General features: G+C 70.5%; 25 protein-coding genes. 17 read left to right on the forward strand and 8 right to left on the reverse strand.

What is annotated here, in order from left to right; all coding sequences use genetic code 11:
- Nucleotides 1-18: 18 nt before the first annotated feature.
- The 3 genes from HJC40_RS23685 to HJC40_RS23695 all read right to left on the reverse strand — a co-directional run bounded on the left by HJC40_RS23685 (nucleotide 19) and on the right by HJC40_RS23695 (nucleotide 3,869).
- A complete protein-coding gene (locus HJC40_RS23685; protein ID WP_250003586.1) occupies nucleotides 19-747 on the reverse strand; it encodes a hypothetical protein in 729 nt (242 codons plus the stop codon).
- 120 nt (nucleotides 748-867) lie between these two features.
- Nucleotides 868-3,087 (reverse strand): ABC transporter permease, encoded by a 2,220-nt coding sequence (locus HJC40_RS23690; RefSeq protein WP_250003587.1) that lies wholly within the window; start codon nucleotides 3,085-3,087, stop codon nucleotides 868-870.
- An 86-nt stretch (nucleotides 3,088-3,173) separates the two neighbouring features.
- Complete coding sequence (locus HJC40_RS23695) at nucleotides 3,174-3,869, reverse strand: ABC transporter ATP-binding protein (protein WP_250003883.1); 696 nt, start codon at nucleotides 3,867-3,869, stop codon at nucleotides 3,174-3,176.
- A gap of 113 nt (nucleotides 3,870-3,982) precedes the next feature.
- Between HJC40_RS23695 and HJC40_RS23700 the strand changes: the two genes are divergently transcribed.
- The 9 genes from HJC40_RS23700 to HJC40_RS23740 all read left to right on the forward strand — a co-directional run bounded on the left by HJC40_RS23700 (nucleotide 3,983) and on the right by HJC40_RS23740 (nucleotide 12,478).
- Entirely contained in the window at nucleotides 3,983-4,789 is an 807-nt protein-coding gene (locus HJC40_RS23700) for a sensor histidine kinase (RefSeq protein ID WP_250003588.1), read from the forward strand.
- A complete protein-coding gene (locus HJC40_RS23705) occupies nucleotides 4,786-5,451 on the forward strand; it encodes a response regulator transcription factor (protein WP_250003589.1) in 666 nt (221 codons plus the stop codon). Before HJC40_RS23700 ends, HJC40_RS23705 begins: the two co-directional genes overlap by 4 nt.
- A gap of 432 nt (nucleotides 5,452-5,883) precedes the next feature.
- Entirely contained in the window at nucleotides 5,884-6,999 is a 1,116-nt protein-coding gene (locus HJC40_RS46205) for a site-specific integrase (RefSeq protein ID WP_250003590.1), read from the forward strand.
- A gap of 188 nt (nucleotides 7,000-7,187) precedes the next feature.
- Nucleotides 7,188-8,279 (forward strand): hypothetical protein, encoded by a 1,092-nt coding sequence (locus tag HJC40_RS23715; protein ID WP_250003591.1) that lies wholly within the window; start codon nucleotides 7,188-7,190, stop codon nucleotides 8,277-8,279.
- Nucleotides 8,276-9,217: a hypothetical protein gene (locus HJC40_RS23720; protein WP_250003592.1), complete on the forward strand. Its 942-nt coding sequence runs from the start codon at nucleotides 8,276-8,278 to the stop codon at nucleotides 9,215-9,217. Before HJC40_RS23715 ends, HJC40_RS23720 begins: the two co-directional genes overlap by 4 nt.
- Nucleotides 9,207-10,232 carry an ImmA/IrrE family metallo-endopeptidase gene (locus HJC40_RS23725; protein ID WP_250003593.1) on the forward strand — a complete coding sequence of 342 codons (1,026 nt, stop codon included), beginning with the start codon at nucleotides 9,207-9,209 and terminating at the stop codon, nucleotides 10,230-10,232. Before HJC40_RS23720 ends, HJC40_RS23725 begins: the two co-directional genes overlap by 11 nt.
- 131 nt (nucleotides 10,233-10,363) lie before the next feature.
- Nucleotides 10,364-11,362 (forward strand): hypothetical protein, encoded by a 999-nt coding sequence (locus tag HJC40_RS23730; protein WP_250003594.1) that lies wholly within the window; start codon nucleotides 10,364-10,366, stop codon nucleotides 11,360-11,362.
- Nucleotides 11,347-11,880, forward strand: a complete 534-nt coding sequence (locus tag HJC40_RS23735) for a hypothetical protein (RefSeq protein WP_250003595.1) — start codon at nucleotides 11,347-11,349, stop codon at nucleotides 11,878-11,880. Before HJC40_RS23730 ends, HJC40_RS23735 begins: the two co-directional genes overlap by 16 nt.
- Nucleotides 11,858-12,478 (forward strand): hypothetical protein, encoded by a 621-nt coding sequence (locus tag HJC40_RS23740; protein WP_250003596.1) that lies wholly within the window; start codon nucleotides 11,858-11,860, stop codon nucleotides 12,476-12,478. Before HJC40_RS23735 ends, HJC40_RS23740 begins: the two co-directional genes overlap by 23 nt.
- A gap of 131 nt (nucleotides 12,479-12,609) precedes the next feature.
- On the opposite strand, the gene HJC40_RS23745 is transcribed toward HJC40_RS23740, so the two are convergent.
- Complete coding sequence (locus HJC40_RS23745; protein ID WP_250003597.1) at nucleotides 12,610-13,251, reverse strand: NAD(P)-dependent oxidoreductase; 642 nt, start codon at nucleotides 13,249-13,251, stop codon at nucleotides 12,610-12,612.
- Between the two features lie 209 nt (nucleotides 13,252-13,460).
- Between HJC40_RS23745 and HJC40_RS23750 the strand changes: the two genes are divergently transcribed.
- Nucleotides 13,461-14,141 (forward strand): TetR/AcrR family transcriptional regulator, encoded by a 681-nt coding sequence (locus HJC40_RS23750; RefSeq protein WP_250003598.1) that lies wholly within the window; start codon nucleotides 13,461-13,463, stop codon nucleotides 14,139-14,141.
- A 60-nt stretch (nucleotides 14,142-14,201) separates the two neighbouring features.
- Here the strand turns inward: HJC40_RS23750 and HJC40_RS23755 are convergent, their stop codons facing one another.
- Together HJC40_RS23755 and HJC40_RS23760 are read right to left on the reverse strand one after the other, a co-directional pair.
- A complete protein-coding gene (locus HJC40_RS23755; protein ID WP_250003599.1) occupies nucleotides 14,202-15,050 on the reverse strand; it encodes an SDR family oxidoreductase in 849 nt (282 codons plus the stop codon).
- Nucleotides 15,051-15,187: 137 nt separating this feature from the next.
- Nucleotides 15,188-16,108 (reverse strand): NADP-dependent oxidoreductase, encoded by a 921-nt coding sequence (locus tag HJC40_RS23760; RefSeq protein ID WP_250003600.1) that lies wholly within the window; start codon nucleotides 16,106-16,108, stop codon nucleotides 15,188-15,190.
- Between the two features lie 100 nt (nucleotides 16,109-16,208).
- Between HJC40_RS23760 and HJC40_RS23765 the strand changes: the two genes are divergently transcribed.
- The gene (locus tag HJC40_RS23765; RefSeq protein WP_250003601.1) at nucleotides 16,209-16,976 is read left to right on the forward strand and encodes a TetR/AcrR family transcriptional regulator; all 768 of its coding nucleotides are present in this window, start codon (nucleotides 16,209-16,211) and stop codon (nucleotides 16,974-16,976) included.
- Between the two features lie 43 nt (nucleotides 16,977-17,019).
- Here HJC40_RS23765 and HJC40_RS23770 read toward each other — a convergent pair whose 3' ends face one another.
- Nucleotides 17,020-17,550: a MarR family winged helix-turn-helix transcriptional regulator gene (locus HJC40_RS23770; protein ID WP_250003602.1), complete on the reverse strand. Its 531-nt coding sequence runs from the start codon at nucleotides 17,548-17,550 to the stop codon at nucleotides 17,020-17,022.
- Between the two features lie 135 nt (nucleotides 17,551-17,685).
- Here HJC40_RS23770 and HJC40_RS23775 point away from each other — a divergent pair, with 135 nt between their 5' ends.
- Both HJC40_RS23775 and HJC40_RS23780 read left to right on the forward strand, forming a co-directional pair.
- Entirely contained in the window at nucleotides 17,686-18,036 is a 351-nt protein-coding gene (locus HJC40_RS23775) for a DoxX family protein (RefSeq protein WP_250003603.1), read from the forward strand.
- 179 nt (nucleotides 18,037-18,215) lie between these two features.
- Entirely contained in the window at nucleotides 18,216-18,857 is a 642-nt protein-coding gene (locus tag HJC40_RS23780; RefSeq protein ID WP_250003604.1) for an NAD(P)H-binding protein, read from the forward strand.
- A gap of 54 nt (nucleotides 18,858-18,911) precedes the next feature.
- Here the strand turns inward: HJC40_RS23780 and HJC40_RS23785 are convergent, their stop codons facing one another.
- Entirely contained in the window at nucleotides 18,912-19,481 is a 570-nt protein-coding gene (locus tag HJC40_RS23785; RefSeq protein WP_250003605.1) for a DUF6640 family protein, read from the reverse strand.
- Between the two features lie 137 nt (nucleotides 19,482-19,618).
- On the opposite strand from HJC40_RS23785, the gene HJC40_RS23790 reads away from it, so the two are divergent.
- The 4 genes from HJC40_RS23790 to HJC40_RS23805 all read left to right on the forward strand — a co-directional run bounded on the left by HJC40_RS23790 (nucleotide 19,619) and on the right by HJC40_RS23805 (nucleotide 24,285).
- Nucleotides 19,619-20,659, forward strand: a complete 1,041-nt coding sequence (locus HJC40_RS23790; protein WP_250003606.1) for an LLM class flavin-dependent oxidoreductase — start codon at nucleotides 19,619-19,621, stop codon at nucleotides 20,657-20,659.
- Between the two features lie 61 nt (nucleotides 20,660-20,720).
- Entirely contained in the window at nucleotides 20,721-21,197 is a 477-nt protein-coding gene (locus HJC40_RS23795) for a flavin reductase family protein (protein WP_250003607.1), read from the forward strand.
- Between the two features lie 72 nt (nucleotides 21,198-21,269).
- Nucleotides 21,270-22,058: a maleylpyruvate isomerase family mycothiol-dependent enzyme gene (locus HJC40_RS23800; RefSeq protein WP_250003608.1), complete on the forward strand. Its 789-nt coding sequence runs from the start codon at nucleotides 21,270-21,272 to the stop codon at nucleotides 22,056-22,058.
- A gap of 124 nt (nucleotides 22,059-22,182) precedes the next feature.
- Nucleotides 22,183-24,285, forward strand: coding sequence for a TniQ family protein (locus HJC40_RS23805; protein ID WP_250003609.1), 2,103 nt, complete (start codon nucleotides 22,183-22,185; stop codon nucleotides 24,283-24,285).
- Nucleotides 24,286-24,330 lie beyond the last annotated feature (45 nt).

Consider the following 24,330-nt stretch of genomic DNA (forward strand, 5'->3'; position numbering starts at 1 on the left):
GCCGGGTCGGCGTCCGGCTCAGGCCAGGCGAAGTTCGACAACCTCCAGTACGTGCCACAGCAGGGCACCGGTCGCCGCGGTGACGGCCGTGGCGCCGAGCAGCGAGGGCCAGGCCCGGCCGAGCCGGTGAACCACGGTCAGCCAGGCGAGCACGGCCAGGGGCAGAACGATCTGGATGTTCTGCCCCAACGCGAACGGGCTGAAAGACGGAACGTCGAAAGTGAGCGGACTCCCGGGCGGTGTCCACGTCGCCGCGTACCAGCCCTCGGCGGACAGCAGCCCGCACCCGACGCCGGCGGCGAGGGCCGCGACGCGTACGGAAGCAGCCCGGATCGCGTGGCCGAGAAGTCCGAGCAGTGGCCCGCCGAGGATCGACCCGGCCAGCCAGACGGCGGCCATCACGGCGACCGAGCGCAGGCCGGACAGACCGGCGGAGCTGCCGTCCTGCAAGTAGCCGCCGCTCCACCGGCGGCTGACCACCGCGATCAGCAGGTAATACAGCGTGGTGGCCCCGATCAGCAGGGCGGCGGCGCCGACGGCGGCCAGCCGGGCGGTGTCCGCCGACCGGCCGGCCAGGATCGCGGCCAGCCCCCAGGCGAACCCGCTGGACGTCAGCGCGATCAGCACCCGGCCACCGGCCCCGTCGACGAAATCGGCGGCGAAGGCCAGCAGACCCAGCGCGGCCGCAGCGGTGGCGACACCAGCCGCGTACATGGGCCGGCGTAGCGGTGTGGCGGTGTCGGTCACGCAGAACCTCCCGGTGGGTGGGCATCCTAGCCGCAGCCCGCGATCCATCGCCGCTGATGGGCCATTGCTGACGGTGTGCGGCCGGGACCGAAAAGGGGAAGTCGGTCGCCGCCTGGTCGATCACTCGGTGCGGAGGGCATCCGCGATGGTGAGCCGGGACGCCGAGCGCGAGGCGAACAGGGCGCCCACTGCCGCGATCACGGCGCCCGCCAGGATGAGCAGGACCACGATCGGCGCGGAGTAGACGTCGAGCATGTGGTCGGGGATGACGATCTGGGCGGCGTGCGCTATGGCGTGCATGGCGTACCGCTGGAACACGATGCCGATCGGGATGCCCACGAGGCCACCCGCCAAGCCCAGTGCGGCCATCGACGTGACCATCATGAGGACTACTTGGCGGGGTGTCATGCCGATCGACTTGAGCGTTCCCAGGTCCCTTCGGCGTTCACGGGCGTTGAGCACGACCGTGTTGAAGACACCGAGCGCGGCGACCGCACCCAGCAGCAGGGTGAGCAGCGTGATGGTGGAATAGACGGCGACGATGACCGACGGTGCGGAAGCCGGTTCGGCGATGAGACCGGGGTCGCCGGCCTTCACGCCGGCAACGTAGGCGGAGACGTCGGCTCCGGTGGCGAGCTTCACCTCGTAGCTGTCGGCTCGGCTGTCGGGCGCGATCCGGGTCAGCGTCGCCCAATGGGACAGCACCGGTTCGGCAGCGCCCATCAGGACCTCGCCGACGATGCGTACGGGCAGTTGCTTGCCGTCCCTCTCGAGCGTGAAGGTGTCGCCGAGGGCGAGCCGGCTCTGCGTCAAAAAGCGCGGGGAGACCGCCACCTCGCCCGCGGCGGCCGGCCAGCGCCCTTTCGGCATTTCGAAGCCGGCGTCGGAACCGCGGTAGAACCGTACCTGGGTGGGCTCCGTACCGCCGATCTGCCGCATGGTCAGCTCTTTGCTCGCCACCACGCGCTCGGCACCGGGCAGGGCGCGAAGCATCGACTCATCGGCCTGGTCGCTCAGTGTCGGCCCGCCTTTCGCCGGGCGCACATCCAGGTGGACGGCGTCGGCGCGGGTGTCCGCGTCCACGTAGGCGGTCACCGAGCTGGACAGCCCGATCGCGACGGTCACACCGGCCACGCCGAGCAGGACGGTGGCCGCGGTGAGCGCGCTGCGGGCCGGCCGGGCCAGCGGAAGGCCGACGCCGAGGCTGACCGCCCGGGGCAGGCGGGTACCGCCGAGCCAACGCTGGACGCGCAGGCCCCGGCCGGGCCTCGGTGCGCTTCCCGCGCTGATCGCCTCGACTGCCGACAGGCGCCGCGCTCGGACGCTGGACAGCAGAGCGGTCAGACCGACAAGGACCGGCACCCCGAACAGGGCAGTGATGGTGACCCAGGGCGCCACGTGGAACGCGCCGGCGCCGTAGCTTTCGAAGAAGGCACCGGAGAGCACGGTGACGGCCAGAACGTTGCCGAGGATCGTGCCGAGGACGGCGGCGGCGACCGTGGGCAGCAGCACCATGGTCAGGTAGACGGCCATCACCTGGTTCGGCGTGAATCCGAGGGCCTTCAGCACGCCGATGTGCCGTAGCCCGGCCACGACGGCCCCGCTGATCACGTTCGCGACGATGAGGACGGCGACGACGAGACCGAAACAGCCGAAGATCATCAGGAACGGGAGGAAGACTCCCGCGGTCAGTTCCGCGTTGAACCGGAGCGTGAGATAGGACTGGGTGCCGAGCAGAGCGCCCGCCGGCATCCCGGCCGTCACAGCCGCCTGGCCGGCGCTGATCTCTGCGTCGGTAGCCGCGGCGGTGAACCGGTAGAGCATCTGTTTGGTGGTCGGGTGCAGGGTCGCCATCTCGCCGGAAGTGACCCAGGCCTGCGCCGACTGGCTCACCGTGTAGGCAAGACCCACGACCTTCACCGTACGGCCGTCGCCCAGCGTCGCCGTGTCGCCGAGCGTCATAGGTACGTCAGCGGTGGGCTCCACATTGATGACGATCTCGCCGGAGCGGACGGCCCAGCGGCCCTGCCAGACATGAAGCTCGTCCACCGCGGTGTCGGGCTGGTCGCGTCCCACGACGGTCATCACCAGCGGAGGAGGCTGCGAGGCAGTCGAGGGTGCCCTGGGGTCGGGCGCGAACGTCACCTCGACGGCGGCTTGATCGAACGGACCGGCGGCAGCCGACACACCGGACCGGTGGGTCGAGTCGGCGAGCGCGGTGTCCGTTGCCTTGCCACTGTCGAAGGAGGCGACCAGGTGGGCACCCCGCTGCTGGGCATAGGCCTGGTCGAACGGGCCGGACGCGGCGGCCAGAAGCGCGAGCGCCACTACGATCAGCACGCAGGAGAGGCCGACGACGATCCCGATGACGGCGGTCTGCAGCCGACGTCGCCGTACTGCCGCGCGCGCCGCACGCCACACCGCGCTCACGCCGTACGTTCCAGGGCACGTTCGCGCAGCACCCGGCCGTCCGCGAGCTCGACGACGCGGCTCGCGCAGCGGGCCGCGAGGCGCTGATCATGCGTCACGATCAGCAGGGTCTGACCGATCTGGTTGAGGTCGAGCAGCAGGTCCATGACCTGCTCGCCGGAGCGGCTGTCGAGTGCACCGGTCGGCTCGTCGGCGAGCAGCAGGGCCGGCCGGTTCATCAGCGCGCGGGCCACCGCGACCCGTTGCCGTTCACCGCCGCTGAGCGCGGCCGGGTAGACGTCGCGGCGATCGGCCACGCCGAGTTCGTCGAGCAGCTCGAGCGCCCGGGCGCGCGCCTGCTTGGCGGGGGCGCCGACCAGTTGCGCGGCAAGCGCGACGTTGTCGAGCGCGGGCAGGTCGTCGAGCAGGTTGAAGAACTGGAACACCATGCCGATGCGGTGCCGACGGAACAACGCGCGCCGAGTCTCGTTCAGTTCTCCCAGGTCCTCGCCCTGCACGACGACCGTGCCGGAGGTGGGGCGGTCCAGCGCGGCGACCATGTTGAGCAGGGTCGACTTCCCGCACCCGGACGGGCCCATCACAGCGACCGCCTCCCCGGCACGGATCTGAAGGTTCACGCCGTCCAGCGCGGTCGTGCCGCCGTATTCCTTGCGGACGTCCTCAAGGCGTACGACATTCTGGTCTTCGGTCATGCCGGAAAGTCTGTGGGGGCCGCCGCCGCCATGCATCAGCCCACAGATGTATGTCACTGGACATGCGGGATGACGCTCGCCGTACGGAATTCTGCGAAGCTGACGTGGTGTGGATGTCCGGTACCGTCTGGCTGGTGCTGAGCCTGGCCGTGGCCTCTCTCGCCGCCGGCTGGCTCGGCGCGGCGCTGTCCCGGTCGCGGCGGCGTCACCGCGCGACCATCGAAGAGCGCAGCTGGCTGCTCGAACGGGAGCGGCAGAGCGCCGCCCGCAGTGCCGTGCACGTCGAGCGGGCGCGTATCGCGCACGAGCTGCACGACATCGTCAGCCACAACGTCAGTCTCATGGTGGTGCAAGCCGGCGCCGCCCGCGACGCGCTCGCCACGATGCCCGGCGAGTCCGCCAAGGCGCTGCTGGCCATCGAGCACGCGGGCCGGGACACGATGACCGAGTTGCGGCACCTGCTCGGTCTGCTCGCCCCGTCGGCCGACGGCGACGAGCTCGAACCGCAGCCCAGCCTCACCAGGCTCAGCAGCCTGATCGACCGGATCTCCTTCGCCGGTCTGCCTGTCGAGGTGCGCTTCTCGGGTGAGCAGCGCCCGCTGCCGACCGGCATCGACGCCACCGCGTACCGCATCGTGCAGGAGGCCCTCACCAACGCCCTCAAACACGGCAACCGGGACAAGGCCGAGGTCTCCATCCGATACGCGGAGCGCTCGCTGCGGGTGGAGGTGCTCAACGGCGGCCCGAGCGTGCTTTCCGGCGACTCCCGGCCACCGTCCACCGACCAGGGCGACGGTACGGGCCGGGGCCTGCTCGGGCTCCGCGAACGCGTCGCCGTCTACGGTGGCCACCTGGACGCCCGCCGGCGCCTCGGCGGCGGCTACCGGGTACGCGCCCGCATCCCCCTGCAGGCGCCATGACCGCCGCCGAACCGCGCGTCCTCATCACCGATGACCAGGCCCTGGTCCGCGCGGGTTTCCGCCTGATCCTGACCGTGCGCGGCATCGAGGTCGTCGGTGAGGCCGCCAACGGCGCCGAGGCGGTGGAGGCAGCCCGCCGTCTGAAACCCGACGTGGTCCTCATGGACATCCGCATGCCCGTCATGGACGGTCTCGAGGCGGCCCGGCTGACCCTCGAACACGTCCCCGGTTGCCGCGTCATCATGCTGACGACCTTCGACCTCGACCGGTACGTCTACACGGCGCTACGACTCGGCGCCAGTGGCTTCCTGCTCAAGGACGTCACCCCGCAACACCTCGCCGCCGCCGTGCGCCTGGTCAACACGGGCGATGCCCTTCTGGCACCGTCCATCACCCGGCGGTTGGTCGAACGCTTCGCCCCTGACTGCCCGGTGTCGTCATCGACGCACCCGGAACTCGCCGCACTGACGCCCCGCGAGCTGGAGGTCCTCGCCCTGATGGGCCGCGGCCTGTCCAACACGGAACTCGCCCGAGAACTCACCCTCAGCGAAGCCACCGTGAAAACCCATGTCGCCCGCATCTTCATGAAGCTGAACCTGCGGGACCGCGCCCAGGCAGTCGTGGTGGCCTACGAGACAGGGCTGGTCTCTCCAGGCCCGTGATCGGCAGTCTTCGGTCTCCCCAGCCGGGGCGGTGATTGCTGGTTCGAGTTCGGGGCGTGCACTCCACGAAGCATCGCCCGGGACGGGGACGTCGTCGTGGCCGACTTCTACGCCGACCTAATTATCGGATTACTAATATTGACAATCCAGTAATAGGAAAATGGACATAACGTTGAACGCACCATAATGACTGCTATGTTGTAACGGCGTGGCAGCGTAAGTAGCGCCCGGGGCGCACCGGTTGTCCTGGCTCCGCGTATCTGGCGAAGGCTCTGCGTATCTGGCGAAGGCTCTGCGTAACTGGCGAAGGCTCCGTGAATCTGGCGGACGGCTCTGGCTATCTGGCAAGCCGGCGGGTTTTGGGTGCGCGGATGGCTGACGTAGGAGCGGAGGCGGGGCTAGCCCGGCTCATTCCCGATAACGTTCCTTACCGTGATTGAGAACCCCGGCAAGCCAGACACAAGCGATCCTCACGTCCCGGTGCTCCCGGACGACTCCGGAGCCGGTGCGGTGGAGTTGTCGGCGAGTACCCGCGACCGGCTGCGCCGGGCCATGCCGGAGAGCACCCGCCGCGCCTACACCGGCGACCTGCGCCGGTTTCTCGCCTGGAGCGCCGACCGCAAGCTGCTCGCCGCGACGGTGCTCACTGACGACGAACGACTCGCGGACGGGATGCAGCACCTGCTCAAGCGGCACGGCGATCTGCACGTGATCGTCACCGAGTACGTCAGCGCCCTGGCCGACCTCGGCCGTGCCCCGGCCACCATCGAACGCGCGCTCGCCGCGATCACCGCCGCACACCGGGCCGCCGGCGCCGGCGGTTTACGCACGGATGGGCCGCGGCAGGTGCTGCGCAGCTACCGCCGGGACCGGGCCAGCACGGGCGCAGGGGTACGGATCCGTAAGGCCGCCCCAGTCACCATCGCCGCGCTGCGCGCCATGACCGACGCTTTGGACCGCAACAGCCTGGTCGGGATCCGCGACACCGCGCTGCTGATACTTGGTTTCGCGCTAGGCGCCCGGCGCAGCGAACTGGCCGCCCTCGACATCGCTGACCTGATCTTCACCGCCGAAGGCGTGCAGGTCGAGGTCCGGACCTCCAAGACCGACCGGGACTCCCACGGCCGTACCGCGGCCCTGCCCTACGGCGCGCACTCGGTGACCTGCCCGGTGCGCACCGCCCAGACATGGCTGGCCGCCCTCGCCGACCACGACCGCAGCTCAGGTCCGCTGTTCGTGCGCATCGACCGGCACGGCGGGCTCGGCCGCACGCCCACGGGCCGCGGCAGCAGCGACGGCCGGCTCACCGGCCAGGCCGTCGCCCAGATCGTGGCCCGCACCGCCACCGCCGCCGGCCTGGATCCGAAGGCCGCGTGGTCAGGGCACTCCCTGCGGCGCGGATTCGCCACCGAGACCTACCGCACCGGTGCCGACCCGTTGCGCATCGCCCGTGCCGGCGGCTGGAAAGATGGCTCGGCCACGCTGCTCGGCTACATCGACGACGTCGACCGCTGGCAGGCCAACCCCCTGGCAGACGTCGGGTTGTAGCGCCTCGTAGTGCCGATCACCGACGGTCGCGAGAGGCCACACGCGCGTCTGTCGGCTGGTGGTGCCTCCGGTGTTCTGGGGCACGTCATGCCGGAGTGCTTCGACGTGTGTTCGCCATTGCCGAATTGCGTTGAGTACCCGTCACCTGTTGTCGTGTTGCTCGTTATTGAGGTCGCCGATCGTTGTTGATGGATCGGTTGACGATGTCGGAGCCCGGACCGGAGGAGGTCGGCATCTCCATCCTGGAGGATCTTGAGGTCGGTGCTGTTGAGCCGTTCCTGGCTTTGGTGCACCGGGTGGTCGGTGTGCAGGTGCGGCGTCGTCCTGGCGCGTACTGGGCGCAGCGGGCGGACTCTGACCTCAGCGCCGTGGTCACCCACGATTTCGTCGCTGATCGTTGGGAACGGACCGTCGCCGCGTTCGTAGGTCAGGGCGGCGACGACGCATCCGTGGAGCGGCAGCTACACACAATTGTGGAGCGCTGGCTCATCGACAAGTTCCGCGACACCGACCGTGGATCGGTGAGCAGGACTCTGGTCAAGCACCTGAGCGCTCACGATGAATTCGCCAAGGTGCCCGCCGATCAGACAGGCGCCGGCCGGTGGCGGCTGGCCGGCACGCAGCAGCCACCGTGGGGTGGCAGCCTGGACGAGCTGGTGGCGGCGGCGTGGACGGTGCGCGCCGCAGCCGTGCGGTGGACGAGTGACTCCCGCCGCGCACCGATCGCCGCGGCGGGAGACTTGTCCGCGGTTTTGCGGGCGGTGATGGTGGCCGCCGCGGGCAGCGTGAGCGAGCAGCAGCTCGTCGAGGTCGTCGTGCGACGGTTCCCCGCCACCTTGTCCACGCCGGCGTCCCCGCCGGGCGTGCTGGATGAGGCGAGCGAGCAGGTCGCCGACTCTCGGCCGTTGCCCGCCGATGTCTGGCAGGCGCGGCAGGATGCCTCCGCGGCCGCGGAGGGTGCTGGCGTGGTGGTGCGGCAACTGGCCGGGCAAGATCGTCACGTGCTGCGGCTGCTCGCGGACCTCGGGTCGGCGGAGGCCGCGCGGCAGGTGCAGAAGGAGTGGGGGTGCGGACGCACCCGGGCGTACCAGCACATCGAGCGGGTGCGCAGCCTCGTGCGGGAACTCGCCGGAGCGTTCGACGACGAGGAGCAGGTGGTGCTGGACGTGCTCGCGGTGTGCCAGGCGGAGGTCGACGTGTCCGCGAGGGTGGACGACGACGGCGATGGGCCGTCGAATACCAGTAAGAGCCCGGCGAACGCGGAAGGGAGGACGTCGTGACGGACTTGCCTGAGTCGCTGCGGGTGCTGGCCGGCTCCCTGCGCGTACCACCGGCGCTGACCACCGACGGTCTCCGACAGCGGTTCGGCGACCCGGACGGCATCGATCCGGTGGCCGGGCAGGTCCGCCGTGCCCAGTGGGCGGAGGTGTCGCTGTTGGTGTTGCTGCTGGGTCCGGCCGATGAGCGGCATTGGCGAGCGGTTCCGGTGTCGGTCGATCCGACCGGGCAGGACGAGGACAGCCTGGTGCTCGGCCCGCAACGCACCACGTTCCCGGTGGACGTGACGGCGTGGGCGGGGCTAGCTGCTCGGCTGCCGACCGGCGTGTTGAGCCGGGTGGTCGACATCTGGGACGCCGACGTGACGACGTGGTGTGCCAGCCCGGGATCGTCGCCGCCGCCGGATACGCGCCGTGGCCTATCGGCTGTGCCGTATGGGCCCGACGCCGAGGTGCGCGCCGACCTGCAGGACATGCTGCAAACCTTGGCTGAGGCCCCGCTGGTCCCGGTCCGCACAACCGCCGCCCTGGATGTGGCTGCGGCGGCGGCCCGAGTCGGGCTGCCTGCGGTGGTCTCGGCGCTCGGCGTGCCGCTGCCCACCGCGGTGAAGATCGTCAAAGGCAAGGCGACGGTGACCGAGGAGCAGGCCGCGATCCTCGCCCGGCTGTTCGGCTCGCCCCTCGGCGACGTGCTGACATCGGTGAACGGGCTGCCCGCCGAGTTGGCCGTCGAGCTGGAGCAGCCGCGGTGGCGCACCGTGTGGCGATCCTGGGCCGCCCAACTACGCCGGGCGGAGGACACTGTCCGGCTGCAGATCGGGACCAGCGTGTCCGCGCTCGGTTACCGGCAGACCGGCGGGACCGGCGCACCGGACTGGACCAGCCGGATCGACCATTGGCTTGCCGACCACGACGTCGAGGACGTGTCCGGTGGGGCGTGACCGGTCACCGGCGGTGGCCGGGCAGGTGCAGGCGATGCTACGGGTGCTGGACCGCCAGCGCCCCGGTGTCATCGAGCATCTTCACGCCGACGCGCTGACCGAGTTGACCGGTTGGCCGGAGATCCAGGTCCGCCTGGTGGACGAGCAGTCCGGGGTCGGCGGTTGCTCGGTGGCGGGCAGCTACGACGACCTGATGCATCCTCCGGCGCTGTGCGTGGCCCGGTCCGCGTCGCATCGGCGGCGTCAGTTCACCGTGCTGCACGAGTTGGGCCACCATCTGCAGATCAACGACATCGGTCTGGCCACCACGTCGCTCGGCTTCGACGACGAGGCCACGGACGCCGCCTGTGACGGCTTCGCCGCCCGGGTCCTGCTTCCGGACGACTTGGTGGCTGGCTGCTTCGCCGGCGGGACACCGTCAGCTGGTGACATCGTGCGGCTGTATGAGGCGTCCACCGCGTCGCGAGCCGCGTGCGTGGTCCGGGCGGCGGAACATCTGCTCAGCTCAGGCGCGGTGGTGCTGTACGACGCGGCAGGGGTCGTCTCGTTCGCGGCCGGTCACGGCGTCTATCCGCCGGCGCGGGGCAGTGACCAGTCCCGCACGGCGCTGGTCGCCGCGGCTCTGCAGGATCCAGGCCGGGCTGACGGTCTGGCGGTGACCGTCGACGCCACCACGATCCGGTACCGCACCCACGACAGCGGCCCGCTGTACGGGCAGGCCGCCTGGTGCGACGGCTATCTCGTCGCCGTGCTGGTCGAGCATCACGCCCCATGGACGATGTTCTCTCCGAACCGAGGGCCGGCCGCGCCGCGGGTGCCGAGATCGGCCGACTGCGGGGTCTGCGACGAGACGTTCCCGGTCGTCGACGTGTGCCCGACCTGCGGTGAGCCGCGCTGCCCGTCCGGGCACTGCCAGTGCATTCACGACCGGGAGCGCCGATGCGACCGGTGCTTCCTCAAGTGGGCGCCCGGGCGATTCCCCGGCGGCGGCACGACCTGCGTCGACTGCCGCTGACGTACCCGGCAGCGGGTTTGTGGACGATCTCCGCGATGCGTCGTCAAACAGGGGTGAGGACCACCGTGGACCTCCGGCACCCGCCGGGCGCCGCACCACCGCACTGTCCAGCGCGGAGAACGGGAACACCTATGTCACTGCAAGAGCAACTCGACGAGGGCCGCCGCAACCTTGAGGTCACGCTCGAAGAGCTGCACGAAGCCCGCCGCCGGCGCACCCTGCTGATCAATGCGTTGCTGAAGAAGTTCCCGGGGGCCCGGGCGTTCATCAACGGATCTGTCGCCCACGGGGACGCGAACACTCCGCTCACCGATGTCGACTGCGGCGTCGTCGTGCAGGAAGAGGGATACGGACCGGACGGCGATGGTCCGCTGGCGTTGATGGAATCAGCCCGAGAGGCGATCAAGGCCGACCTCGGCGACGAGTTCCCCAACCTGGTGGTCACCATCAAGGGGCAGAAACGCGCGGTGCTCGTCCGGTTCGGCGCGCCGGTGACGCCCGGGCAGATCGACTTCACCGCGGACGTCATCCTCGCACTGGACCACCCCAGCGGCACCGGCCTGCTGATCCCGAACACCCGTACCGACGCAGGCTGGGACCGGGCCCACCCGGAACGCCACACCGAACTGGTGCTGGCGGCCAGCGACGCCACCGACAACGTCTTCGCCCGCACGGTCCGGCTGCTCAAGCACTGGCGGCAGCACCACGGCAACCCGCTGTGCTCGTGGAACATCAAGGCGCTGGCGCTCGGCTGTATCGCCGACAAGCCGCGCACCCTCCTGGATGCCTTGTACGTGTTCTTCGAGTACGCGGCGGACGAGATCGACGCCGGGCTCACCGATGATCCGGCCGGTGTCGCCGGCACCATCAAACTGCCGAAGGGAATGACCCGCGAGGGGGCCGCCCAGCGGCTGCGGGAAGCCCGGGACAAGGTCGCGGAAGCCATCGGGCACGAGGAAGCCGGTCGGCCGGCACTGGCGCAGCACGCACTGCACTCGGTGCTGCCGGGCGTGATCGCCGACAGCACCGAGGACGCGCAGATGGTGGAGCAGGCCGGTGTTGTCCTCGGACCGGCCAGCGCCACGTTGGTCGCCGCCCGTACGCCGGTGCGGGCGTGGGCGTCACGGTGACCGGCTGGTACGCGACCGATGCCGCCTGGTGGGCTCCGCTGGAACGCGACGCGCGTCGCCGGCTGGGGCCCGCCCTGCGGCACCGGTACGGCCCAGCCAGGCTGCGGCACCGCGAGGACACCCAGACGTTGAGCTACTTCGTCGACGGCCTCGACGTGGTGGGCGACCGCGATCCGGTGGACGTCGAGATCCAGTTCTACGCCGAGCCGCCCTACGACACCTACGGGCTGGCACCCAGCGAGTATCCGCGGGTGTTCGCCAAGCCGGGCGCGAGTTCCAAGCACCGCCAGCCGGACGGCAGCCTGTGCCTGTGGACGCCGTGGGATCCACCGGATCGGCGCTGGACCGCCGACAAAGGGCTGCTGGAGCTCATCGAACTGACCCGCCAGCACCTTTTCCTGGAAAACTACTGGCGGCGCTTCAAGGTCTGGCTGGTCCAGGACAGCCCACACGGGCTGCCGCAACCCGCCGCGTCACGGGGAAGGACGGTGCACGGTGCTCGTCAGCGCAGCCGCTGATCCGGGCTGGACGGCAGCGCAGACCGCTACCATCCTGGTCCCGCTGATCGCGTTGATCGGCCTCGTCATCGCGGCGGCCGTCACCTACTGGTTCAACCAGCGCGCGGCGCGGCGGGAGCGGCGTGCCGCTGCGTTCGCAGCCGCGATCGGGGTCGTTGAACGGTACGCCGAACTGCCGTACCGGGTACGTCGACGCCGCGACGACGACGAGGCACGGCACAAGCTCACCGAAGAGATCAGTGAGATCCAGTCCGAACTCGCCAATCACCAAGCACTGCTGGAAATCGAGTGCCCCAGGGTGGCCGAGAAGTATGCCGCGCTGGTCCGGGCCGCCAAGATCCAAGCCGGTGGGCAGATGAAGGAGGCATGGCGACAACCGGCTCTGCAGGGCGATGACGCGATGAATCTTGAGGTCCGCTACCCGCGCGAAAAGATCGACACGGCCCGCAACGGGTGCATCAACGCGATGCGGCTCGCCCTGCCCGGGAACCGGCGCAGGAACACGCCGTTGCTTCCCACCGCGAACAGCGATCCGATCCGTCCGGCCGTACCCCCGCAACAGAGCGATCAGATTGGTCCGGCCACCCCGCCGCGGTAGGCCGCAACCATGGCCAGGACGTTCGCCCGCTCGCCGGTGATCGCAGCAGGGGCTTGCACCTACCTTCGGGCAGCATCTGGAACACCTGGCTCGCCCGCATCCCTCCGGAAGCGGGCCAGGTTCGTCCTGCTTCAGTTGCTGATCGCCGGGGCGGCGTTGTGGTAGCGGTTGTCGGTGAGCTGGGCGGCGGTGAAGGCGGCGATGTCGGCGCGGGTGACGCCGAAGCCGATCTTGTCGGTGCCGAAGAAGCCGTGGCGCATGACGCCCTTGGCGGGGCCGTCCTTGGGGGCGATGAACCGGACGATGGTCCAGTCGATGCCGCTGTTCATGATGAGGTCGGACATGCCGAGCAGTTCCTGGTAGGCCCGCGGCAGCATGGTGCGGCCCATGAACCCGACGAACTTCTGCTGCAGGGTGCCCTTGTCGCGCTTGTCGGTGACGCTGGGCGTGCCGTTGCCGATGAAGCGCTTGACGCCGTGCCGGTGCATGGCCTCGATGATCAGCTTGGTGCCGTCGACCAAGGGCAGGCCGGTGGCCTTCTTGTCCATGCTGGGGCCCAGGGCGGAGATCACCGCGTCGGCGCCGGCCACCGCGGTGTCGATGGCGCCCGCGTCGGTGATCTCGCCGACGACCACGCGGACGTCGGCGGGCCACGACGCGGGGACCTTGGCGGCGTTGCGGGCGTAGGCGGTGACCGTGTGCCGGGAGGTGAGCAGTTCGGCGACGACGATCTGGCCGATGGCACCGGTGGCGCCGAAGACGGTGACGTTCATGGGGTCAGTCCTTGTGTGTCGAGGGGTAGGGGAGGTCTGTTGACTTCGGGCGAACCGTTCATCCGACGGCAAGTGGAGCTTGCGCTCCACTTGCCGTCATCATGGTAGCGCATAAGTGGAGTAGTGCTTCCACTTAACGTATGCTGTCGGATGGATCACGTCACACCGCCGTGGAGTGGCTCTTCCGCTTGCGCCGTTAAGCTGCTGGGATGCCCCGAACGAAGACCGCCGCGGACGGCGACCGCGACTTGCGGGTCGACGCCGAACGCAACCGCAACCTGGTCTTGGCCGCGGCCCGCGACGTCTTCGCCGAGCAGGGGCTGCAGGCGCCGATGGCCGCCGTGGCCCGCCGCGCCGGCGTCGGTATCGCCACCTTGTTCCGCCGCTTCCCGACCAAGGACGACCTGGTCACGGCGGTGTTCGCCGACAAGATGCGCATGTACACGCAGATCATCGACGAGGCTCTGGACGACCCGGACCCGTGGCACGGCTTCCGGACCTGCGTCGAGCGGGTCTGCGCGATGCAGGCCGCCGACCGTGGCTTCACCGACGTGCTCACCGTCGCCTTCCCGTCGGCGACTGCGTTCGAGGCGGAGCGCGACCGTGCGGTGGCCCGGCTGTCCGAGCTGATCGACAAGGCCAAGGCCACCGGGCGGTTGCGGGCAGACTTCGTCCACCAGGACATGATCATGGTGTTGATGGCGAACAGCGGGGTCCTCGCCGCGACCACCGAGGCCGCCCAGGACACCTGGCGGCGCCTGGTCGCGTACCTGATCCAGGCCTTCGCCGCCGAGGCCGCCAGCCCGCTGCCCGATCCGGCCACCCCGGACGAGGTGACGTTGGCGCTGTTGCGCCGCAACGCGGCGGCGGGCGACGGTCCGTCCGAGTGAGCGGCGACGCGGGACGGGCCTCGACCACGAGCTCATCCCGCGTCGGCATAGTTGCCCGGGTCAGCCCTGCCGCAGGCCCTCGACCAGGGACATGGTGGGGTGGCCGGTCAGGCGGGACAGGTCGTCGCCGGTGTACGCCATGATGCCCGCGCCCATGCTGGCGTCGAGGGCGACCAGGAACCCGGCGGTGCCCTCGTCCAGGCCGGCGCCGGTCAGCATCGCGTGGTACTGCTTGGCGGGAACCGCCTGATAGGTGACCGGCTTGCCGAGCACCTCACTCATGGCCGCGGCGAGCTCGGCATAGGTGTAGTCGCGGTCGCCGCTGAGGTCGTAGGTGCGGTTGTCGTGATCGTCGCCGGTGACGGCGGCGGCCAGGGCCTCGGCGAAGTCCTGCCGCCCGGCCGGGGCGACGCGCCCGTCACCGACGGCGGCGGCGAAGACCCCGGTCTGCGCCGCGCCCTGCATGGCCTGGATGTAGTTCTCGATGTACCAGCCGTTGCGCAGGATCGTGTAGGTGATCCCGGAGGCTTCGATGGCGTCCTCGGTGGCCTTGTGGTCGGCGCCGAGCAGGAAGGTCGGGTCGTCGACGCGCAGCCCGCTGGTGTAGTAGAGGTGTCCCACGCCGGCGGCCTTGGCGGCGTCGATGACGTGTCGGTGCTGCTGCAGGCGGGTGGGTTCGCCGCCGGAGATGAGCACTACCCGGTCGTGACCGGTGACAGCCGCACGCACCTGCTCGGCGTCGCCGAGCTCCACCTGCACGGTGCGGTAGCCCTCGGCGGCCAAGCCGTCGAGGACCTCCTGCTTGCGGCCGGCCGCGGTGATGTCGGCGGCGGCGGTGCCACGCTTCTGCAGTTCTGGCAGCAGCAGGCGGCCGAGCTTGCCGGTAGCACCGAAGACGAGGACAGACATGTTTGATTCTCCTGTTTTCGTACGGCTGGAAGTGCGGTGTCAGGGAGCCGGACATCGAACGCCGTCCGGTTGACGGTGGGCGCCGCGCCCGCCGGGCGTCGAGGGCCGGGCGGGCGTGCAGCGCCAGCGAGCGGGGGTCAGGAGACCGTGATACCGATCTTGCCGAGGGTGCCGCCGGCGAAGTCACCGAACGCGGCGGGGACCTCGGTCAAGGTGTAGGTCTTGCCGACCGGCACGGTGAGGCGGCCGGCGGCGAGGTCACCGGCGAGACGGTCCAGGGTGGCCTCGGCCGGGTTGGCGTACACGAACGTGGCCGCCGGGTGCTGGTCGGCGCCGAAGCCCATGGTGCTCGCGACGCGGCCCTTCTCGGTCAGCAGGTGCACCAGGGCGGCGGCGTCACCGGCGAGGTGCACGATGACATCGACGCCGTCGGGGCTGGCCGCACGCACCTGGGCGGGCACGTCGCCGGTGTGGTCGACGACCTGGTGGGCGCCGAGGCCGCGCACGAAGTCCTCCTCCGCACCGGGCTTGGCGGTGGCGATCACCGTCGCGCCGGCGGCCACCGCGTACTGCAGGACGATTGCGCCGACACCGCCGGTGGCGCCGCTGACCAGCACGGTCTCGCCCGACTGCGGGGCGGCCGCGGTGAGCGCGTCGACGGCGGCGGTGCCGGCCAGGCCCAGCGCGCCGGCGGCGTTGATGTCGACGCCTTCGGGAAGCTTGGCCAGGCCGACGGCTTCCGGGACGGTCACGTACTCGCCGAAGCCGCCGTCGCCCAGGTAGGCCTTGGTGACCACGCCGAAGACCGTGTCGCCGGCCGCGAATCGGGTGACGCCCTCACCGACCGCCTCGACGGTGCCGGCGAAGTCCTTGCCCAGAACGACGGGGTAGCGGTGCTCCATCATGCCGACCACGTGACCGCCGGCGACCGACAGGTCGAAGCCGTTGATCGACGACGCCTGCACCTTGACGAGGACCTCGCCGGCGGCCGGCTCGGGCTTCGCGACGTCGGTGACCTCGACCTTGGCGCCGTGCTCGCTAACGACTACTGCCTTCATCTCGAATCTCCCAGCAAGAAGTGGAGTGTGCTTTCCAGTTGCTGCACCGAGCGTAGCAGACAAGTGGACGGGCACTTCCACTTGTACGTACTCTTCAGCTATGAGCTCCCCGACAGCACCCCGCGCCAGCACTTCCGGCCTGCGCGTCGATGCCGAACGCAACCGGCAGCGCATCGTCGCCGCCGCCCGCGAGGCCTTCGCCGAATCCGGACTCGACGTGCCGATGGAGGACATCGCCCGCCGCGCCGGTGTCGGTGTCGGCACGCTGTATCGCCGTTATCCCACCCGCGCCGACCTGGTCGCCGCCGCCTTCGAGGTCAAGATGCGCGCCTACGCCGACGCCGCTCGCCAGGCCCTGGCGGACCCGGACCCGTGGCACGGGTTCTGCGTCTACGTCGAGAAGATCTGCTCCATGCAGGCCGGCGACCGCGGCTTCACCACCGTGCTCACCATGACGTTTCCCACAGCCAAGCAGTTCGAGGCCTCGCGTGACCGGGCTTTCGGCGACTTCACCACGCTGATCGAGCGTGCGAAAGCCGCCGGCCGGCTGCGTGCCGACTTCGTCACCGAGGACATGCCGATGTTCCTGATGGCCAACGCCGGCGTGCTCACCTCGATCGGGGATGCCGCCCCCGAGGCGTGGCGCCGGTTCGTCGGCTACCTGCTGCAGGCCTGCGCCGCGCAGTCCGCCCAGCCGCTGCCCGATCCGCCCGCACCGCGGCAGATGTACCGCGCCATGCTGCGCGCCACCGGCTATCAGCGGGGAGCCAGGCGCACCGGTGCGGCAGCGGTGACGGGGCACGGTGGGGATCAGTCCGGGCCCGCAGACGCCGGCGAGCAGGCTCCGCAGACCTTCCTCGCCGGGTAGCCCGAGTGCCGCGTCCGAGCATGCCCGGTGTGGCCTGCAGAGCTCAGAGGTCTGTGTCCGCCTCGCCGCCGCAGGCGCCGGGGTGAGTGGTGCGGACACGGGCGAGCAGCGAGAGCAGGGTGTCGCGTTCCCGTGCCGTGAGGTCGGCGAAGAGTTCGTCCTCGACACGGCCGATGGCGGCGTCGAGAACGGTAGCGGCAGCCGCGCCCGCTTCGGTGATCTCGACGATATGGCGGCGTCGATCGGCCGGATCCCGGCGCCGGCGTACCAGGTCGCGATCCTCCAGGGCGTTGAGGAGAGTGACCAGAACGCTGGGGTCGACACCGAGCCGGGTGCCGAGGTCACGCTGGCTGACCTGACCGTCGTCAAGGTGCATCAGAACGATGGCGTGGCGGGGAGTGACCCCGGAGGTCGTGAGTGCCTCACGGATGCGGGCGTCGGTGCTGCCGCCGTGCCGGGCCAGGAGCAGGGAGAGGCGAAACTCCGGGCCGACGGATGCGGGCGCGCCATCGGCGCCGGGGGTGTCGGCGGGAACGCTGACGGTGAGGGCACTACCGCCGGATCGTGGAGCCATGACCCGACCATACCAAGCTGAACATCGTCGTTTGACGTCGATCGTTGAGGCACTTACATTATCGGCACCCGTACATTAATGCCGCAGTGTGGTCGCGGCAGCTCGGGCCCGTCCCGTCTTTCTCTGGAGCTCTCCATGTTCATCGCCTATGTCGTCGTCGCTGTCCTGCTGTCGCTGGTACTGCTCATGTCCGCCCGTGGCGACATCACCCGCGACCCGAAGATCACTGAGCCACTGAAGGCGATCGGCGTACGTGACAGCTGGTTCCTGCCCCTCGGCCTTGTCAAGATCGCGGGCGCGCTGGGGCTGCTCGCCGGCATCGTCTACCGCCCGTTGGGCATCGCGGCGGCGATCGGTGTCGTCCTGTACTTCCTGGGTGCCGTGATCACGCACCTGCGTGCGGGCGACACGAAGGGCGTCGGTGCGCCGGCCGCCATCATGCTCGTCGCGGTGGCTCCGCTGGTGCTGGGCCTCGCGACGCTCTGAACGCCTTCCACGTTGCTCGCGGCGATCGCGGGCGCAGCGGCGACCTGACGACGGTGCGGCCCGCGGGCCCGGGGGAGGGGCGCTGCCGCCGGCGACCGTCGGCAGCTACTCGCCGCCCCGCAGTCCGGCACGTCATGGCTGCTGAGCCTGGACGGCCTGAACCCGAACGGAGAGAACCCGTGAACGTCACCGTCTTCGGCGCCACCGGCGCTATCGGCTCCCTGACCGTCGCCGAGCTCCTCGATCGCGGCCACAGCGTCACCGCGTACGCGCGCCATCCCGGCAAGGTTCCCGCGTCCTGGGGCGACCGCGTCCGCGTCGTCGTCGGCGAGATGTCCGACAAGGACGCGATCGACGCCGCGATCGCCGGAGCCGACGCCGTCGTGTCCGCCCTCGGCCCCGTGCTCACCCGTGACGAGCGCGGGCACCCGCTCACCGAGGGCACCCGTCATCTGCTCGACGCCATGCAACGCCACGGCGTGCGGCGCTACGTCTGCCACGCCACCCCCGCCGTCTGGGACCCCCAGGAGCGGCCGACCTGGCAGACGCGGCTCATCCGTTTCCTGCCCAAGACGTTCGGCCGCCGCGCCTACGAGGAGATCCGCGGTATGACCGACCCGGTGATGGCCTCCGGTCTCGACTGGACGATCGTGCGCTTCATCCGTCCCACCAACGAGGCGAAGAAGGGCCGGGTGCGCTCCGGCTTCTTCGCGACGGACCGGATCGGTTTCGCCGTGACGCGCGCCGACATCGCCGCGTTCACCGCCGCCCAGGTCGACGACGACACCTACGTCCGCCGGGCCCCCGCCATCAGCAACTGACCTCGCGGGTCCACGTTCTGCGACATCGCCCCCTGGCACCAGGGCAAGATCGTTCTACATCGCCGAGCGGGGCTGCACCGCCTGCCGGCCGCGGCGTTCCAGGGCGTACGCGCCGGCAGCGGCGAGGGTCATCGCGACCGCCGGGAATCGCTCGTTGATCCACACACCACGCACCTGGGGGACGTACTGCGGGAACTCCACCTCCATGCCCGCGGTGCCGGGAAAGGTGAAGGCGGCGCCCATGGAAGCCCAGAACAGCGCCGGCAGTGCCGCGCCGAGGGCCACGTCCCGGTCGTCTGCCCGGTCCCGCAGCAGGTACAGAGCCGTACCACCCAGGGCGGTGCCCAGGGCGATGGTCATCGCGTCGTGGAAGCGGGCATGTGGCGGCCAGGCCGGGTTGAACAGGTGCGTGCGATTCCAGTCGGCCACGAAGCCCGCGACGGCGGTGGCCGCCGCCAGTGTCCGCAGCAGGCCGCGCCCGGCCGTCACCGCGGTGCCACGTTCGTCAGGAAGTGGGTCATGCCGGTCGGCGTACCCGATCGCCTCGGCGCTATTCCCCGCCCGGGCGGGAAGCAGCAGCGACCGTACTGCGGCGATGTGGTCGCCGGGGCGCGGCTCGAGCAAATGGAGACTATCTTCCACTTCACAGGCTGATTAAGTGGTAGATACCTTCCACTTGTGCGACCGTAGGGATGTGACCGCACCCGGCCGACTGGGCCCGGCAGTCGCTCGACCACCTGATCTCGACTAAGGAGCACGCCATGGCGCTTGAACTCGGCGTCTACTCGTTCGGCAACACCCCCCACACCGCCGACGGCGGCCCCGGCACCACCGCTCAGGCGATCCGCAACGTGCTGGAGGCCGTGCACGTCGCCGAACAGGTCGGCCTGGACTTCTTCGGCTTCGGTGAGCATCACACCCCGTCGATGCCGCTGTCGTCGCCGACCTCGCTGGTCAACGCCGCCGCGGCCTCCACCCATCGGATCGGGCTGGGTACCACCGTCACGGTGCTGTCCACCGACGAGCCGCTGCGGGTCTTCGAGCAGATGGCCACCGCCGCGGCGATCGCACCCGGCCGGGTCGAGATCGTCGCCGGGCGCGGCTCCTCCGACATCACGTTCTCCCTGTTCGACCTCGACAGCCGCAACTACGACATGCTCTTCCGGTCCAAGCTCGACCTGCTGATCGCGGCCAATGCAGGCGACCGCGTCACCTTCAAGGGCCCGCACCGGCAACGAGCCCTGCGCGACGCGCTGATCGTGCCGCGCCCGGAGCAGCCGCTGAAGATCTGGCTCGGCACCGGAGGCAGCCCCGAATCGGTGCTGCGAGCCGCCGAACTCGGCCTGCCGATGTTCCTCGGCATCCTGGGCGGCACCGTGGACCGCTGGGCACAGTACGGCCACGCCTACCGCGAAGCGTGGACCCAACTCGGGCACCCCGCCGAGCAGGCGGACATCGCCGTCGCCGTGCACGGGTTCGTCGGTGCGGACAACAAGCAGGCCAAGGCCGACTACCTCGACTACGAGATGGCGATGTTCGCCACCGGCGCCGCCGAGGTCGGCCGCGCACCGATGGCCCCGTCCGGCCGGGAACTCAACTACGAGCCGGGCGCCATGGTCTTCGCCGGTGGGCCCGACGAGATCGCCGACCGCATCCTGCACCTGCACCAGCAGCTCGGACACAGCCGGCAGATCCTGCAGATGGACGTCGGCGGCATGTCCCACGCCACCTTCCTCAAGGCCATCGAACTGCTCGGCACCGAAGTCCTGCCGCAGGTCCGTAAGGAACTCGGACAGCTCTGACTCAGCCGGTGCGCCGGCACCGGATCCGGCGCACCGGCAGCATCGAGGGGAGGCCACCGGTATGAGCGTTTCGGCCGACGACTTCCGCGCCGTGATGGGCGCGGTGGCCACGCCCGTCGCCGTCGTCACCGCGATGGACCACGGCCGCCCGCACGGCACCACCGTCAGCGCGTTCACCTCGCTGTCCCTCGACCCGCCGATGGTGCTCGTCGCGCTGGACCGCGACTCGGCACTGCTGAGCATCGTCACCCGGACCCGGCGGTTCGGGCTCAACGTCCTGACCGCCGAGCAGAGCGGGCTCGCGCTGACGTTCGCCCGCAAAGGCGACGAGAAATTCGCCGGCGTTGCCTGGGCGCACCAGCACGGGCTACCCCGGCTCGACGCCGTCAGCGGCTGGCTCGCCTGCGACGTGGACCAGCTGATACCCGGCGGCGACCACATCGTGGCAATCGGCCGCGTCACGGCCGCCGAGCACGATCCGCGGGCTCCGCTGACCTATCACCGCAGAACCTTCGGGACGCACGCGGTGCTGAGCTGAGTGTCCGCCGGCTCCCACAAAAATGGACGGCCCGTTCCACTTCTTGTGGGGACGTCGGTAGGCTCACCACTCATGACGACCCTTGCCGGCCACACGATCGCGGCCCTGCGCAGCGAGCACGACACCCTCACGGGTGTGGTCTCCGCGCTTTCCGCCGAACAGCTCACCGCCGCGTCCGCCGCGTCCGCATGGACCATCGCCGACGTCCTGTCGCATCTGGGCAGCGGCGCGCAGATCACGCTCGCCGGGCTCCGGGCGGCGCTCGGCGAGGCGCCGGCACCCGGCCCCGACTTCAACCAGGGCGTCTGGGACCGGTGGAACGCGCTGAGTCCGCAGGACCAGGCGACCGGCTGGGTGCAGGCCGACACCGCGCTGGTCACGGCCCTCGAAGCCATCCCGCAGGAACGGCACGACGACCTCAAGGTCGCGATCGGGTTCATGCCCGAGCCGCTGTCGCTCGCGTCGTTCGCCGCCATGCGCCTGAGCGAGGTCGCCCCGCACGTCTGGGACGTCCGCGCCGGCGTCGACCCGGCCGCGGGCCTCGCCGAGCCGTCGGCGGTGCTGCTGGCCGAACACCTCAGCGGTGGCCTCGGCTTCCTGCTCGGCTTCATCGCCAAGCCGGCCGCGGCGGGCGAGCACGCGGTCCTGGACATCAGCGCGACGCCGTACCGGATCGTGCTCGACGACACCGCCCGGCTCACCACACAAGCGCTGCCCGCAACCGCGACGTTCACCGGGCCGCTGGAATCGGCGATCCGGCTGATCTACGGCCGGCTCACCCCGCAGCACACCCCGGCCGACGTCGCGGTGACCGGCAACGTCTCGCTCGACGAGCTGCGCGCCGTCTTCCCCGGCTTCTGACCCGAGTCGAGCCGCCACAGTCGACAACTGACAGGCGGTTCGCCGCTCCGCCATGACCCGGTGAGGCCTACCCGTTCGGGTGACATGCCGGTGGCCCGGACACCTGCATCGATAACGTTGATGCATGGCCCGTCCGGCGCCCCTGCCCAGGCAGAGCATCGAAGCCCTCGATGCGGGCCGAGCCGCGAGCCCAGCGCGACGCCACGACCACGGCGCCTACGAGGTACCCGCCAGGTTCCTGACGACCTGGCTGATCGGCAGGCCCGCGAACACCCGTGACGCGTACGCGACGGACCTGGCTCTGTTCACGGCCTGGTGTGCCGAACAGGGTCTACAGCCGCTGAGTGCCGCGCCCGCCGACATCGACACCTTCATCAACACGCAGGTCAGCACGTACGGGCCGGCCACGGTCGCCCGGCGGGTGTCCACCCTGACGAGCTGGTACCGCCACCTGGTCACCATCGGACGGGTCGCGGCCAGCCCACTCGACCAGGTGGCACGACCCCGCCGTGCCTGGTACGGCAAGCAGCGTCGCACGTTGTCGGCCACGGACCTGGACCGGCTGCGCGCCCAGGCCGACGCCGACATCGTCGCCGCCGCCCATGCCGCACGGGCACGTGCGTACCTGACGGCGTTGTGCCGTGCCGCGATCCTGCGCATGTTCATCGGCACGGACATCGGTCCTGGCCTGGTCGTCGGGTTGGACATCGAACACCTCGGCTTCGACGGTGACGGCGCGCGGGCAGTGATGTGGCTGCGCGACGGCGACGGCGGTCGGTACCGCCACCGGGTACCCGATGACGCGGCGGCCGCCATTCACGCCTACCTGGCGGCCCGGGCGCACACGGACGGCATCGGCGTGCACGAGCTGACCGGGCCGCTGTTCGTCACGGGCCACGGTGCCACCGGTACGCGACTCGGACCCGCGACACCCGCGGCGATGATCCGGCGCGTCGCGGCCACGGCCGGCCTCGACGACCCCGGTCGCGTGTCACCGTCGGTGCTGCGCCACGCTCCCGGCCTCGCCCTGACCCGCAGGACCGCCGCATCCCCGGCAGAAGAGCCACCGGAGCAGACCGCCGACGTGCGCGCCCGGTACCTGCGCCGCTGGGTGAACGAGCCACTCGAACGCGATCCCGCCATGCTCATGGCGGACGTGTATATCGCGCACCACGGCCCGGAAGACACCACCCCGGCACACCCAGCCCCTCCGGCCATGCGGGTGGAACCCACCTTCACACCGCCGCGCAGCGAACGGCGCCCCCGGCGATCGTCGGCGCCGCGTGTCAGCGGACCACGACCGGCTGCTCGTCAACCCGCACCACCGACGGCGACGGTGCGGCGGTTGCCCCGCGACGTGGCACCGTTTCGCGACGAGACAGTGCGGTCCTACGAGGCTCGCCTGGCCGCAGCCAACCATCTGCCCGTGGCCGGCCTGCGCGCCGCCGCCGGCTGTCGTGGCCTGCTCAGCGCCGACGCCCTCGGGGCCCTCACCGGGCGGGCGCCCCGCACACTGCTACTGGCGCTGCCCGAACTACGCGCAACCCAGCACGACCTGCAACTGCCGGCGGACAACCGGTGGCCGCACCCACCGACGCCCCAGCACGCCCGCTCGGGCCGGTCGGTGTTGATCAGGCCGGTATGCCGGCGATGCGCCGCCGCCCATGGTGCCACCGGCGAGGTTCTCGCGTGGACGCCCAGTGAAGTGCAGATCTGCCTCAAGCACGCGCTCTGGATCGGTGGCCAGGATCCCCACGGTCAGTGGGACCTGCGCGACGTCCCCGAGTTGCCGGCCGCCCAGCGTCACCACACCAACCTCGTCCGACGGCACGGCCGGCCCGCGGTGCAGACCGCCTACAGCCAGGCGGTTGAGGTCACGGCATGGTGGGCGCAGCACGGCTGCTGGAGCAGCGGCGCCGTGACCCGCCGACACCTTCTCGCCGGGCTCACGAGCGGCACACCGCGCGACCGTGATCCGATCGTCGCCCTGATGTACTACCCGGAGACGGTCGGACTGCTCAGCCTGTTCGTGTCCCGGTACTGGATCAGGGTTCTCGGCGAGCAACCACGCCGTGATCTGTGGGACAGCCCGCTGATACGACGCTTCCACGCCGAGGTCCGCCGCTGCACCGGATACGACGTCACCGGTGACGCGGTCGATCCGCTGCACCGGTGGTGCGAACAACTCGCCGTACGCGCGGCCGCAGGTCCCCGGATGCCACCGTGAGCGCCGCCGGCATCGACGTGGCGAGGTTGTCGCCGGGACACGATC

It is taken from the genome of Actinoplanes sp. M2I2, from assembly GCF_023544445.1.
Classification (GTDB): Bacteria; Actinomycetota; Actinomycetes; order Mycobacteriales; family Micromonosporaceae; genus Actinoplanes.

Coding starts and splice junctions, on each gene's coding strand:
- HJC40_RS23695 (WP_250003883.1), bottom strand. CDS start 3,869: ATGACCGAAGACCAGAATGTCGTACGCCTTGAGGACGTCCGCAAGGAA.
- HJC40_RS23700 (WP_250003588.1), top strand. CDS start 3,983: ATGTCCGGTACCGTCTGGCTGGTGCTGAGCCTGGCCGTGGCCTCTCTC.
- HJC40_RS23705 (WP_250003589.1), top strand. CDS start 4,786: ATGACCGCCGCCGAACCGCGCGTCCTCATCACCGATGACCAGGCCCTG.
- HJC40_RS23715 (WP_250003591.1), top strand. CDS start 7,188: ATGGATCGGTTGACGATGTCGGAGCCCGGACCGGAGGAGGTCGGCATC.
- HJC40_RS23730 (WP_250003594.1), top strand. CDS start 10,364: ATGTCACTGCAAGAGCAACTCGACGAGGGCCGCCGCAACCTTGAGGTC.
- HJC40_RS23745 (WP_250003597.1), bottom strand. CDS start 13,251: ATGAACGTCACCGTCTTCGGCGCCACCGGTGCCATCGGCCAGATCGTC.
- HJC40_RS23750 (WP_250003598.1), top strand. CDS start 13,461: ATGCCCCGAACGAAGACCGCCGCGGACGGCGACCGCGACTTGCGGGTC.
- HJC40_RS23755 (WP_250003599.1), bottom strand. CDS start 15,050: ATGTCTGTCCTCGTCTTCGGTGCTACCGGCAAGCTCGGCCGCCTGCTG.
- HJC40_RS23760 (WP_250003600.1), bottom strand. CDS start 16,108: ATGAAGGCAGTAGTCGTTAGCGAGCACGGCGCCAAGGTCGAGGTCACC.
- HJC40_RS23765 (WP_250003601.1), top strand. CDS start 16,209: ATGAGCTCCCCGACAGCACCCCGCGCCAGCACTTCCGGCCTGCGCGTC.
- HJC40_RS23770 (WP_250003602.1), bottom strand. CDS start 17,550: ATGGCTCCACGATCCGGCGGTAGTGCCCTCACCGTCAGCGTTCCCGCC.
- HJC40_RS23775 (WP_250003603.1), top strand. CDS start 17,686: ATGTTCATCGCCTATGTCGTCGTCGCTGTCCTGCTGTCGCTGGTACTG.
- HJC40_RS23790 (WP_250003606.1), top strand. CDS start 19,619: ATGGCGCTTGAACTCGGCGTCTACTCGTTCGGCAACACCCCCCACACC.
- HJC40_RS23795 (WP_250003607.1), top strand. CDS start 20,721: ATGAGCGTTTCGGCCGACGACTTCCGCGCCGTGATGGGCGCGGTGGCC.
- HJC40_RS23800 (WP_250003608.1), top strand. CDS start 21,270: ATGACGACCCTTGCCGGCCACACGATCGCGGCCCTGCGCAGCGAGCAC.
- HJC40_RS23805 (WP_250003609.1), top strand. CDS start 22,183: ATGGCCCGTCCGGCGCCCCTGCCCAGGCAGAGCATCGAAGCCCTCGAT.